The following is a 12692-nucleotide window of genomic DNA, read 5'->3' as shown; positions in this document are numbered from 1 at the left end:
TTCATGAAATAGGGGGTCAGTGATTGTCGCGTGGCAGGCCCATGGTCTGGGCAATGCGCTGATATTTCTCCGCCCCTTCAAGGATCGCACCCGTATTCATCTGCCCCACGACGGCGCGCTGGATTTCCTGCCAAGGGGTTTGCGATGCGGGATATTTATAGCCGCCTGCGGCCACCAGCGCTGCACGCCGCGCTTCCAGTTCCTCTTCGGAAATCAGCACGTTAACGGTACCGGCGTTCAGGTCCATCCGCACCCGGTCCCCCGTTTCCAGCAGCGCGAGGCCACCCATAGCCGCCGCTTCGGGCGATGCGTTCAGGATCGACGGGCTGCCCGACGTGCCGGACTGGCGCCCATCGCCGATGCAGGGCAGGGCCGATACGCCCTCGGTAATCAGATAGGCAGGCGGGCGCATGTTGACGACTTCGGCTGCGCCGGGATAGCCGATCGGCCCCGCGCCGCGCATGAACAACAATGTCTGGTCGGTGATGCCGACCGACGGATCGTCGATGCGGCGATGATAATCCTCCGGCCCGTCAAACACGACTGCCAGCCCTTCAAAGGCGTTGGGATCGTCCGGGTTGGACAGATAACGGTCGCGGAATTCGGCGCTGATGACGCTGGTTTTCATGACGGCTGCGTCGAACAGGTTGCCCGACAGCACCAGGAAGCCTGCATCCTCGACCAGCGGCTGGTCATAAGGGCGGATGACCTTCTCATCCTCTATTTCCACGCCCCGGCAATTGTCGCCCATGGTCTTGCCGTTGACGGTCATCGCGCCTTCATGGATCAGCCCTTGCGCGATCAACTGCGCCACCACAGCGGGAACGCCCCCGGCGCGATAATAATCCTCGCCCAGATATTCGCCTGCAGGCTGGAGATTGACCAGCAAGGGAATCTTGTGCCCGACGCTCTCCCAATCCTTGAGCGGCAGGTCGACGCCGATATGGCGGGCAATCGCCGCCAGATGAATGGGCGCGTTGGTCGATCCGCCGATGGCGCTGTTGACCATGATGGCGTTGTGGAACGCATCTCTGGTCAGAATGTCGGATGGCTTGAGATCCTCATGCACCATCTCGACGATGCGCTTGCCGGTCAGATAGGCGGCTTCCTGGCGATCGCGATAAGGGGCGGGAATAGCGGCCGAACCCGGCAGCATCATGCCCAGCGCCTCGGCAAGCGAGTTCATGGTCGATGCCGTCCCCATGGTGTTGCAATAGCCGGTCGATGGCGCGGACGACGCGACGAGCTTGATAAAGCCTTCATCGTCGATCTTGCCCGCCGCCAGCAATTGCCGCGCTTTCCATACGATGGTGCCGGACCCGGTGCGCTCGCCCTTGTGCCAGCCATTCAGCATCGGGCCGACGGACAGGGCGATGGCGGGAATGTTGACGGTCGCAGCCGCCATCAGCAGCGCAGGCGTGGTCTTGTCGCAGCCGGTGGTCAGGATCACCCCGTCGAGCGGATAGCCGTACATCGCTTCGACCAGCCCCAGATAGGCAAGGTTGCGGTCCAGGCCCGCCGTCGGGCGCTTGCCGGTTTCCTGAATCGGGTGGACCGGAAATTCCAGCGCGATCCCGCCCATTTCGCGAATACCGTCGCGCATGCGTTCGGCCAGCACCATATGATGGCGGTTGCAGGGCGAAAGGTCGCTGCCGGTCTGGGCAATGCCGATGATCGGCTTGCCGCTGCGCAATTCCTCCAGGCTCAGCCCGAAATTCAGATAGCGTTCCAGATAGAGCGCTGTCATGTCGATATTGTCGGGGTTGTCGAACCAGGCGCGACTGCGCAATTTGAAGGCTGGCTTGGACGAATCACTCATTGGGCATCCTGACACTTGATGGACTATGGCACGTTGACGCGCTTGGCCTCCTGATATACTCAGACAAATAGGAATTCAAGAAGCTGTGTCGAGAACAAGTGAGGCGGATCGAGATTTTTACGAAAGCCGGTCCGCGATGAGCGCGTATCGGGTCATCGGCGATTGGGGAACGAGCAATCTGCGCCTGTTCCGGGTCGAGGACGGACGGATCGTCGCGCGCCGCGACGGGCCGGGCATCGCTGTCGCCGGGCGGAATGCGGAAGCCGCCTTTGTCGATACGGTCGCCCCCTGGCTGGCCGATGCCATGCCGCTTTCCGTCACCCTGTGCGGCATGGTTGGCGCGCGCGATGGCTGGGTAGAGGCTCCCTATGCTGATTGCCCGTCCGATGTGGAAGCCTGGCGCGCAGCCGCCACAGGCTTTGACTGGCGTGGCGTGCCGATCGCGATCATGGCGGGACTGGCCTGTACCGGCGCGGATGGCGTCCCCGACGTCATGCGTGGCGAGGAAGCGCAGATTTTCGGCGCCTGCGTGCGTGATCCGGCACTGGCGCAGGGCCGTCGCCTGATCGTGCTGCCGGGCACCCACAGCAAATGGGCCTTGGTAGAGGATGGCCGGGTGCTGGCGTTCCGCACCGTGCCCACCGGCGAACTGTTCGCCTTGCTGCGGGACGGATCGACTTTGGGGCCAAAGGATAGCGTCGGCGATGCCGCCGAAGAGGCTGCGGGCTTTGCCGAAGGGCTGGCGCGGGCGGGGGAGGGGGCTGTGCTGGCCGGACTGTTCGCCGCGCGGGCGATGCGGCTGCGTGCCGGGCGATCCGCCGATTGGGCGCTGGGCTATTTGTCGGGCCTGCTGATCGGGGGCGAAATAGCCGAAGCGCGTGCATTGCTGCGCGCGGACCATGGCGTGACGCTGATCGGCGATGCGCGCCTGTCGGATCGCTATGCCCGCGCGCTGGCCGTGCAGGGCGTGGAATCGCACCGTCTGGATGGCGACGCCTGCGCGCTGGCCGGACTGGGTTATGCTGGAGATATGTTGGTATGACGATGGACGATCTGTTGGCCGATGGCGCCCCGCCGATCGCCGCCATCCTGCGCGGCATCCGCCCGGACGAGGCGCTGGACGTAGCCGCGGCGCTGGTGGAGGCGGGCATCCGCATCCTTGAAGTCCCGTTCAACTCGCCCGACCCCCTCGTCAGCATCGGCGCAATGCAACAGGCCTTTGGCGACCGCGCGATCATTGGCGGGGGCACGGTGCTGAGCGTCGAGGCGCTGGAACAACTGCATGGTGTGGGCGGGCGCATCATGGTGACGCCCAACACCAACCCCGCCGTCATTGCGCGCGGTGCAGAACTGGGCCTTGACCTGCTGCCCGGCTTCATGACCCCCAGCGAAGCCTTTGCCGCGATCGCCGCGGGCGCGCGCCGGATCAAACTCTTCCCCGCCGCCCGGCTCGGCCCGGCCTATGTGAAGGCGATCAAGGATGTGCTCCCCAAACATATCGGCGTCTGGGCCGTGGGCGGCACCGGCGCGGACACGATCGGCGAGTGGCTGACGGGCGGCTGCGAAGGGATCGGCGTGGGTGGTGCGCTCTACCGCCCCGGCGACGATGCGGCGCTGGTTCGCGCGCGCGGGCGCGATCTGGTCGCGGCCTGGAAAGCCTGTCTTTGACGTCTGGGACAATCTGTCCCGATCGTCCGGCTTGAAACGCCATCGGCTTGGGGGCATGGACCGGCTATGGCCAATCCCTCTCCCCGCCCGGTGGCGATCGCCCGCTGGTTGCTGTTCGTCGCTGCGCTGGTGTTCTTCATGGTCGTGGTCGGCGGCATCACCCGCCTGACCGAATCGGGCCTGTCGATCACCCAGTGGAAGCCGATCACCGGCGCCATACCGCCGCTGACCCATGACCAGTGGATGGAGGCCTTCCGCCTCTATCAGCAAATCCCCGAATATCAGCAGATCAACCGGGGCATGAGCCTGTCCGATTTCCAGTTCATCTTCTTCTGGGAATGGCTGCACCGGCTGCTGGGGCGGCTGATCGGGATCGCCTTCGCCTTGCCGCTGGCATGGTTTGCGTGGAAACGCGCCATTCCGGCGGGTTACGGCCCCCGGCTGGTGGCGCTCCTGGCGCTCGGCGGATTGCAGGGGGCAATTGGTTGGTGGATGGTCAAGTCGGGCCTGACGTTGCGCACCGATGTCAGCCATTACCGGCTGGCGGTACATTTGCTGACGGCGCTTTTCATCATCGGCGGATTGATCTGGACCGCGCTCGATCTGCTGGCATTGTCGCGCAACAGCGGCGCCCGTCCGGCACGATTGCGGCCGCTGGCGCTCGTCGCGCTGCTGGCGCTGTTCGTGCAACTCATGTTGGGCGCTTTCACGGCCGGTCTGGATGCGGGCTATGTATCCAGCACTTGGCCGCTGATGAACGATCATCTGGTGCCGGAAGGGATCAGCTGGATGGGTTCGCTTTGGGCCACCGTCTCCAGTGATCCCTATCTCGTCCATTTTCTCCATCGCTGGTGGGCCTGGGGCGCTGCCGTTGCGCTCATCCTGCTGGCCCGGCAGGCCAGGCGCGCCGGACAGCGCGCACCCTCGATCGCGATCAATGCGGCGGTCGGTACGCAGATCGTGCTGGGCATCGCGACCGTGCTGAGCGGCATCGCCCTGCCGCTCGCCGTGCTGCACCAGGCGGTCGGCGCTCTGGTCGTGGCGTCGGCAGCCTGGGGCGCGCATGCCATTGGCACCCGACGCATATGATGGCGATGCGTGCAGCGGCGCTCTCGCTGGCGCTGCTGGTGCCAGGGGTGGCGCAGGCCGAAGCGATTGCCATCCCCTTCGCGCCGCCGGTCGATCGCAATCTCACCTATCGGATCGAGCAACACCGCCCCGTCGAAGGCAAGGTCAGCCGGTTCACCGCGACCCGCGACCTGCGGTTCGACAAGGTTGCGGACGGCTATATCCTCCACGCCACCTTGCGCACTATCGACAGCGATGCGCCTGCTTCGGGCGCTGAACCCTATGCCGCCGCGCTGACGCCGCTGATCGGGGTGGAGCATCGCTTTCATGTCGATGCCAGGGGACAGATTACAGCGCTCGACAATATGGATGCGGTCTGGGGCGCGGTAGAGGCCGGGTTGGCAAAGATGCAGGCGAGCTTTGCGCCAGACACCCCGCGGCACAAGGCCGTGCTGTCCGTACAGGCCTTGCTGTCGGGCCTGTCGCCGGAAGGGCGGCTGGCGTTGCTGGCGGGCGAGTTGCGACCGATCTTCCTGTTTGCTGGCGACACGGTGGAGGATGGCGCGGGGCGCGGCGTGCGGACGGTCGCTGGCGCGCCGCTTGGCCGTCCGGTCCCGGTCGAAGGCGTGCTGCGGGTGACGGCGCGGTCGGATGCCGCGCTCGATCTGGATGAACAATTGGCTGGGCAGGGGATCGTTGTCGGCGTTACTTACCACCTGTCGCGGCGCACCGGCCTGATCGAGCAGCAGCAACGCAATCTGGCGCTGGGAACGCGCGCGGTGACCGAAAAGCGGGATTTAACGCCTGCCGATTAGCAACGGGTATTATTTTACCCGTCAGCAAAGCCGCCGAATCTCTTGACTTACAGCCTGCCACCCGTCATTAGCGCCCCACTTCCGGGCGTCGGCAACGGCGTCCGGTTTCCTTTTTCATTCTGGAGAATTGGCACCATGAAGGCGCTGATGAAGACCACCAAGTCGGCGACGCCGGCGACGGTCGAAAAAAAATGGGTCCTGATCGACGCGGAAGGCCTTGTGGTCGGCCGTCTCGCTTCGACCGTGGCGAATATCCTGCGCGGCAAGCACAAGCCCAGCTTCACGCCCCATGTCGATTGTGGTGACAATGTCATCATCATCAATGCTGGCAAGGTGAAGTTCACCGGCAAGAAGCTGACCGACAAGGTTTATTACAAGCACACCGGCTATGCCGGCGGCATCAAGGAAACCACCCCGGCCAAGATTCTGGAAGGTCGTTTCCCTGAGCGCGTGCTGGAAAAGGCGATCGAACGCATGATCCCGCGTGGCCCGCTGGGTCGCCAGCAGATGCGCAACCTGCGCGTGTTCGGCGGCGCCGAGCATCCGCATGAAGCCCAGAACCCCGAAGTGCTCGACTTCGCGTCGCGCAACCGCAAGAACAAGGTGGGTGCATAATGTCCGATAACCGCCAGTCCCTGTCCGATCTCGCACAGATCGCTGCCGAAGCCGCCGCGGCTCCGGCTGCCGCGCCTGCCGCTGCGCAAGCGCCTGCTGCGGACGTTGCCGCCGACGCGCCCATCGCGCCGCCTGTGTCGACCATGCCGCTGCGCCAGCAGGAAATCGACAATCTTGGCCGCGCCTATGCGACTGGCCGTCGTAAGGACGCCGTTGCCCGCGTCTGGGTAAAGCCCGGCACCGGCAAGATCACGGTCAATGGCCGCGATCAGGAAATCTATTTCGCCCGTCCGACCCTGCGTTTGGTGATCAACCAGCCGTTCGGCGTCACCGACCGCACTGGTCAGTATGACGTGATCTGCACCGTCAAGGGTGGTGGCCTTTCGGGTCAGGCCGGCGCGGTCAAGCATGGCATCGCCCAGGCGCTGACCAAGTACGAACCGGCGCTGCGCAGCGCGGTCAAGGCCGAAGGCTTCCTGACTCGCGACAGCCGCGTTGTCGAACGTAAGAAGTACGGCAAGGCGAAGGCCCGCAAGAGCTTCCAGTTCTCGAAGCGCTAAGCGTTTCAGCTACTGTCAGACGATCGAGAAGGGGCCGGATTTCCGGCCCCTTTTTTGTTGGGCGTCGTGAGCGGGGGGGACGGAACAGGAGCGGGGTGTCATCTTCCCCCCGCCGTTCGTTTCGAGCGCAGTCGAGAAACCGCGGGCCACGTTTCTCGACTGCACTCCAAACGAACGGCGGAAGGTGAAGCTACGCCCAGCCGCCCGCTCACCCCTGCGCGCGAACAGCCTTGCGGCTGGCCAGGCCCATCATCACGAAGCCGGCGATGGCCGCGACGATATTGGCGCTGGCTGCGCCCATCGTGCCGTAAAGCGGCAACAGCGCGGCCTGCATCCCCAGCAACAGCGCGGTCGAGATGAAGGTGATGCGCAGCGACAGGCCCGCCCGGTCGGTCGCCATCAGCAGCGGGCGATAGCTGACCCCGATCAGGTCGATGCAGGCGGCGATGCCCAACAGCAGCAGCAGCGGATAGGCGGGCAGAAATTCCCGCCCGGCGATCAGCCCCAGCAGCGGATGGCCGATGGTCAGGATCAGCGCGATGATCACCGCGCCAGCGACCAGCGCCAGCCGGTTGGTACGGCGGAACAGCGCGCCCAGCGCCTCGCCCCCCTGACTGCCGCTGCGTGACAGCTCGACGAAGATGCTGCGCGACAGCAGGCTGGAAATCTTCGTCAGCGAATTGGCAAGCTGGTTGGCGAGGCGATACAGGCCCGCGCCGACTGGCCCGACGAACAGCCCGACCACCAGCACTGCGACCTGCTGTCCCATGGACGACAGGCTGGTCTGGAGGTTGGTGGCGGTCAGGAAGCCGACAATGCCGGGATTCTCCACCCGCGCATCCAGCGCCCGTCCCGCGCGCCACGCGCCGATCCGCCCGCGCCCTTCGCGCAAAGCGAGCCACCAATAGGCGAGCGCACATAATAGTTCCGCCGCGCCCCAGGCGATCAGAAAGCCGGTGATCGTCGGCATCAGCCAAAGCGCGGCGACGGCGCCGATCATCCGTCCGACCGGGATCATGGTTTCGGCGAGCGCGGCGGAATCGAACCGGTCGAACAGGCGCAATATGCCGGTGGGGCTGGACCGGATCGTGATCATCATCACCATGCAGAACAGCCATGCCTGCCACCCCATGCCCGGCGGCAGTTCCAGCAGGCCGCCAAAGGCCAGGATGATGACGGCGGCAATCGCCCCGCCGACCGCGGCGGAGGCAAGGTCGATCATAATGCAGAAACGCAGCACCCGGTTGAGCGCGTCGCCATTGTCCGCTGCCAGATGGGTCTGGCCATAGCGCACGACGATCTGCCAGCTGTCGAAACTGATGATCGTCTTGATGACGGTGGCCGCACTCAGCACCAGCGCGAACTGCCCGAAATCGGCCACGCCCAGCGTGCGAGTGACGATGGCGAGATAGGCCAGGCTCAAGACCGCGCCCACGCCCTTGCCCCCCAGCAGCCAGCCGGTATTGGCCAATATGCGGGAAAAGCCGTCCTGTGCTGCGCCGGGCTTGAACATCAACCAACCAGGTCCTTCAAACTGACCGCGACGTGCTCCTGCGCAGGCAGGAGCCCAGTTCCTCGCTCCGATCTGGGCTCCTGCCTGCGCAGGAGCACGCTGCGCTTTAAGCGCCCACTGAACCGAGTGCAAACGCCGCCTTTTTTTCGGCCAATTTCCCTTCTAAAGACCCGCCCCATGACCATCACCAAAGCCATCATCCTGTCCGCCGGGCAAGGATCGCGCCTGTTGCCGCTGACCCGCGACGTGCCCAAATGCATGATCGACTTTAACGGCCGCACCCTGATCAGCTGGCAGATCGCCGCGCTGGTCGCCAATGGCGTGACCGACATCGTGGTGGTGACGGGGTTCCGCACGGAACGGGTCGAGGATCATGCGCTGCAATTGTATCGCGAGACCGGCGCGCGCATCCGCTGCGTGTTCAACCCCTTCTTTCAGGTGGCCGATAACCTTGGCACCTGCTGGATCGTGCGGGAGGAGATGGACCGGGACTTCATCATCCTGAACGGCGATACTATCGTGTCGGACGAGATCGTCGCGAAGCTCATAGCCGGGACGCAGGATGCGATCACCGTGACAGTCGATGTGAAGCCCGACTATGACGATGACGATATGAAGGTGAATCGCGACGAGAGTGGTCGGCTGCACCATATCGGCAAGCGGCTGCTGCCGCCCGACACCAACGCCGAGTCGATCGGTATGCTGGCCTTCACCGGCGAAGGCCCGGCAATCTTCCGCAACCAGATCGACCAGATGATGCGTACCCCCGAAGGCGTCGAGCGCTGGTATCTGCGCGCGATCGACATCATCGCCAAGGGCAACCGGGTCGGCACCGTCTCGATCGAGGGGCTGGAATGGCAGGAGGTCGACTTCCATCAGGATGTCGAGGCGGCGACGGCATTGACCGCGAAATGGGTCGCCGAGGGGCGCTACGGGCGATAGAAGCGGCAGTCGTCAAAGAGGCTGCCGGTTACTTCATTTCGGTATCGAAATGAATTTGCAGCCACGTTTTTACCTTGTCCAGCTCACTGTCGAGCTTGACCGCAGACCCAAGGTCCGGCTGTCCCGGCCAGCCTGAATCCGCCACACGCACACCCGCCGCGCTGCGTGTCCCTTCATAGCGGGGGATGACGTGGAAATGGACGTGGGGGTCAACCATCATCAGCATCAGATAGTTGATCTTCGCATAGCCCACCGCCTTGGTCAGCGCCGCCTCGATCGCTACGGTGACGGTCTTGAGTTCGGCATGGGTGTCGTCAGGCAGGTCGCCAAAGGCCGTCGCGTCGCTTTTGGCCGCCAGGATCAGCGACCCCAGCGTCGGCTGGGCCGGGCGGAGCAGCACGACCCAGTGGGTGAACTCCGCGATCAGCGTGGCGGGCCAGCCGAATTTCTCGATCGTGGGGTTCATGGCCGGGCTTGCTCCATCCAGCTGACAATTGGCTGCCCGGACCGCTTGACGGCATAGGCTTGCGCCAGCCGCACGGCATGGACGATCAGGGAAATGACCGTCCACCAGGCCAGTGCGATCAGGCCGATGTCGGGCCGCCCGAACAGCAGCGACACGAACAGGATGACCATATTGGGGTTGCGCCGCGCGGTGATGAGGCGGAACTGGCTGTCGAAGCGCTGCCAGACATGGATGTCCATGCCGAAATCCTTGAGGAACATCCCCTCGATCAGCCGTTGCAGCACATAGCCTGCGATCACCGCCGCCATCACCAGCGCGAAGGTCTGGGTCGACAGCGCCAGCCCCCAATAGGCCAGCCCCGTCCCCCAGAAATACCACCAGAAGGGCGGGTGGACCAGATCGACGCCATGGTCGATCACATTGCCCCATTTGGACGAGGTGATGGTGCAGCGGGCAAGCTTGCCGTCCACCGTGTCTAGCACCATGAAGATGGAGCCGGACAGGAAGCCGGTCCAGTACATGCCCTGCGCGAACAACCATGTCGCAAGCAGGCACAGGGTCACGCCGATGACCGAAACCATATTCGGGGTCATGCGCAGCTGCGCCGCGATCCGGGTCAGCACCAGCGCCAGTTCGGGCCAGAGATATTTGGTCAGCAGGTCGGTCACGCCCTTATAGGCGCCGAAATAGCTGCGCCGCTCAATCTCGCGCCGGGTTGCCGGGGTCAGCCGCTGGATGAAGGGGCAGTCGAGTTTGCGCAGTTGACGGTTGTAGATCAGCGGGCCGTCCCGATAATCGATGATGGTCAGCGTGGCCCGGTGCACGGCGATCTGATCGGCGGATGGCGCAATCGACCGGTGGAGGTGCGCCATGACAAGCGCGTCGCCGTCCATGACGACCATCCCCGGCGAAGCCAGAACATGGCGCAGCCAAACCGGATCGAACACATAGTCCAGATTGACATGAAGGCGCGCGTCGGTCGCTTCGGGATCAGCCGTCATGCCCTCTGCGCGCGCCAGTCTTGCCAGCCGTTCGGCATTGGTCATACCCCACAACAGGGCAGGATTGGCGCCGATCAGCGACAGGCTGGGGGGCGACGATGCAAGGGGGGTGGTCATATTTCGCTCTTACCGGCTGGGCCGTCATTTTCAAGGAAGGCGGCGATGGCGTCTGCACCGCGTCGTGCCGCACCGGTTGGATCGCCCCCAACCGATTCCGCGAGGCGCTGGCGCTGTGCATCGATATAGTGGGGGTGCCGCGTTGCCGCCCGGTCCAGCGCCTGTTGCAGGTCTGACAGATCGTCCAGCACGTCGCCCAGCGTCCAAAACAGATAATCCGCATCGCCCTGCCACTGCACGCCATGGGCATTCAGGAACAGGCAGGGGCGCGGTATGGCCAGAAATTCATACACCTGACTGCTGACGTCACCCAGATAAATGTCCGCTCCGATCATATAGCTCATGTCGAACAGGCGATCCGAATCGAGATCGATCATGACCTTGCCAGGGATAGCGAGCGCGGTGATGGCGTCCCTTGCCGATTGCGGCGCATCGGCAAACAGGCGGACATGCGGCGCGACAACCAGATTGTAGCGATCCTGCGCGCTGAACCAGGCGATGACATCCTGCCCGAACCGATCCCAGGAGGATAGGGAGCGACGGAAATGCGGGGCGTAGACCACAGTTGGTCGATCATTGTCGAACAGCGGCACCCGCCGTCGCTGCATCTGCGCCATCAGGTCCAGTTTGACATAGCCGTTGGTCGCATAATGGCCGGGGCGGATCGTCCCAGCCTCCAGCAACCGCTGCTCGCTCTTTTCCCCGCACACCAGCACGAAATCGAAATGCCGGTCGCGCGGGTCCAGCATGATGGCCCGGTCGCCTGCGCCATGGGGCGTGAAGATCAGGCTGGTGTGGCGCGGCAGCAGGTGGCGGATCAAGGTGGTGGTACGTTCCGGCACGACAATCGCATCGAACCCGCGCAGAAAGGGAAGCGCGCTCAGCAGGGTGAGCAAGCGCGAATGACGGCCGATGCCGATCGCGCGCAGCAAACGGGTGATCCGGCCCCGACCCAGCAAATGCACATCCGGCGCGAACGCCGGGTAAATATCGGCCAGGCGTTGCATGACGCGCACATGCGCTTCGCTGGCCAGCGCGATGGTCGGGCGATGACCCGCGGCTGCCATTTCTGCTGCAATCGGCAGGGCATGAAACAGGTGATGGGGTTCGCCAATGAACAGGAAAAGGACGCGCATGAATGGCCGTATCAGGGGGTGGCGCCCTCTTGCCACGGGCGGCCTGGATTGACCAGATGCAAGCGAACCTGGCGTGCGAACTCGTGCGCAAACACAATGGTGCAGCTTGACTAAGCGGTCCCTATATTGTTCAGGGGCGTGGAAACGGGATAGCAGGACTTATTCAGATGGCCGAATTTGCGTTGCCCAAGAACAGCAAGATCAGCGGCAAGGGTGTGACCCACCCCGCACCCGCAGGCGCGACGAAGGTGCGCAGCTTCAAGGTGTATCGCTACGATCCCGACTCCGGGCAGAACCCGCGTTACGACACCTATGAGATTGATCTCGACAATTGCGGCCCGATGGTTCTGGACGCGCTGATCAAGATCAAGAATGAATATGATCCGACGCTGACCTTTCGCCGGTCCTGCCGTGAAGGGATTTGCGGTTCCTGTTCGATGAACATGAACGGCAAGAACGGGCTGGCCTGCACCACCGCGATCGAGGAATGTTCGGGCAAGGACGTGCGGATCACGCCGCTGCCGCATATGGATGTGATCAAGGATCTGGTTCCTGATTTCACCCATTTCTACGCGCAGTATAATTCGATCCAGCCCTGGCTCAAGACCGTGTCGCCGCCGCCATCGGGCAAGGAGCGGCTCCAGTCGCCCGCCGATCGCGAGAAGCTGGACGGCCTTTACGAATGCATCCTGTGCGCCTGCTGCTCGACCAGCTGCCCATCCTACTGGTGGAATTCGGACAAGTTCCTCGGCCCGGCCATCCTGTTGCAGGCCTATCGCTGGCTGGCGGACAGCCGCGATGAATATACCGGCGATCGTCTCGACGAACTGGAAGATCCCTTCCGCCTGTATCGCTGCCACACCATCATGAACTGCGCGAATGTCTGCCCCAAGGGTCTGTCTCCGGCCAAGGCGATCGCCGAAACCAAGAAGATGATGGTCGAGCGGCAGCTCTGATTGTCGTGAGTAAGAC

At 63.8% G+C, this 12692-nt stretch carries 13 protein-coding genes; 8 read left to right on the top strand and 5 right to left on the bottom strand.

The features are described from left to right. Positions 1 to 16: 16 nt before the first annotated feature. Positions 17 to 1819: an IlvD/Edd family dehydratase gene (locus tag CJD35_RS01685; RefSeq protein ID WP_017182638.1), complete on the bottom strand. Its 1803-nt coding sequence runs from the start codon at positions 1817 to 1819 to the stop codon at positions 17 to 19. Positions 1820 to 1955: 136 nt separating this feature from the next. Between CJD35_RS01685 and CJD35_RS01680 the strand changes: the two genes are divergently transcribed. From CJD35_RS01680 to rpsI, 6 genes are all read left to right on the top strand, one after another. Next, positions 1956 to 2861 (top strand): 2-dehydro-3-deoxygalactonokinase, encoded by a 906-nt coding sequence (locus CJD35_RS01680; protein WP_017182639.1) that lies wholly within the window; start codon positions 1956 to 1958, stop codon positions 2859 to 2861. Further along, positions 2858 to 3487: a 2-dehydro-3-deoxy-6-phosphogalactonate aldolase gene (locus CJD35_RS01675; protein WP_026002300.1), complete on the top strand. Its 630-nt coding sequence runs from the start codon at positions 2858 to 2860 to the stop codon at positions 3485 to 3487. The genes CJD35_RS01680 and CJD35_RS01675 overlap by 4 nt, the downstream gene beginning before the upstream one ends. Positions 3488 to 3553: 66 nt before the next feature. Further along, positions 3554 to 4576, top strand: a complete 1023-nt coding sequence (locus CJD35_RS01670) for a COX15/CtaA family protein (protein WP_017182641.1) — start codon at positions 3554 to 3556, stop codon at positions 4574 to 4576. Beyond that, the gene (locus CJD35_RS01665) at positions 4573 to 5370 is read left to right on the top strand and encodes a hypothetical protein (RefSeq protein ID WP_017182642.1); all 798 of its coding nucleotides are present in this window, start codon (positions 4573 to 4575) and stop codon (positions 5368 to 5370) included. Before CJD35_RS01670 ends, CJD35_RS01665 begins: the two co-directional genes overlap by 4 nt. 135 nt (positions 5371 to 5505) lie before the next feature. Beyond that, positions 5506 to 5985 (top strand): 50S ribosomal protein L13, encoded by a 480-nt coding sequence (gene rplM, locus CJD35_RS01660; protein ID WP_017182643.1) that lies wholly within the window; start codon positions 5506 to 5508, stop codon positions 5983 to 5985. Continuing rightward, entirely contained in the window at positions 5985 to 6545 is a 561-nt protein-coding gene (gene rpsI / locus CJD35_RS01655; protein WP_017182644.1) for a 30S ribosomal protein S9, read from the top strand. Before rplM ends, rpsI begins: the two co-directional genes overlap by 1 nt. Before the next feature lie 208 nt (positions 6546 to 6753). Here the strand turns inward: rpsI and CJD35_RS01650 are convergent, their stop codons facing one another. After that, positions 6754 to 8058: a lipopolysaccharide biosynthesis protein gene (locus CJD35_RS01650; RefSeq protein WP_017182645.1), complete on the bottom strand. Its 1305-nt coding sequence runs from the start codon at positions 8056 to 8058 to the stop codon at positions 6754 to 6756. A 177-nt stretch (positions 8059 to 8235) separates the two neighbouring features. Here CJD35_RS01650 and CJD35_RS01645 point away from each other — a divergent pair, with 177 nt between their 5' ends. Continuing rightward, positions 8236 to 9000 (top strand): phosphocholine cytidylyltransferase family protein, encoded by a 765-nt coding sequence (locus CJD35_RS01645; RefSeq protein ID WP_017182646.1) that lies wholly within the window; start codon positions 8236 to 8238, stop codon positions 8998 to 9000. Positions 9001 to 9028: 28 nt separating this feature from the next. On the opposite strand, the gene CJD35_RS01640 is transcribed toward CJD35_RS01645, so the two are convergent. From CJD35_RS01640 to CJD35_RS01630, 3 genes are read right to left on the bottom strand one after another with little or no spacing between them, the layout of a single operon-like run. After that, positions 9029 to 9466 carry an HIT family protein gene (locus CJD35_RS01640; protein ID WP_017182647.1) on the bottom strand — a complete coding sequence of 146 codons (438 nt, stop codon included), beginning with the start codon at positions 9464 to 9466 and terminating at the stop codon, positions 9029 to 9031. Beyond that, complete coding sequence (locus CJD35_RS01635) at positions 9463 to 10584, bottom strand: CDP-alcohol phosphatidyltransferase family protein (protein ID WP_017182648.1); 1122 nt, start codon at positions 10582 to 10584, stop codon at positions 9463 to 9465. Before CJD35_RS01635 ends, CJD35_RS01640 begins: the two co-directional genes overlap by 4 nt. Then, a complete protein-coding gene (locus CJD35_RS01630; RefSeq protein ID WP_017182649.1) occupies positions 10581 to 11720 on the bottom strand; it encodes a hypothetical protein in 1140 nt (379 codons plus the stop codon). The genes CJD35_RS01635 and CJD35_RS01630 overlap by 4 nt, the downstream gene beginning before the upstream one ends. A 167-nt stretch (positions 11721 to 11887) precedes the next feature. On the opposite strand from CJD35_RS01630, the gene CJD35_RS01625 reads away from it, so the two are divergent. Then, positions 11888 to 12676, top strand: a complete 789-nt coding sequence (locus CJD35_RS01625) for a succinate dehydrogenase iron-sulfur subunit (protein ID WP_017182650.1) — start codon at positions 11888 to 11890, stop codon at positions 12674 to 12676. Positions 12677 to 12692: the final 16 nt, after the last annotated feature.

Origin of the sequence: Sphingobium xenophagum, from assembly GCF_002288285.1 — a bacterium.
Classification (GTDB): domain Bacteria; phylum Pseudomonadota; class Alphaproteobacteria; order Sphingomonadales; family Sphingomonadaceae; genus Sphingobium; species Sphingobium xenophagum.
Note: the sequence above shows the minus strand (reverse complement) of the source record. Positions and strands in the feature narration are given on the sequence as shown.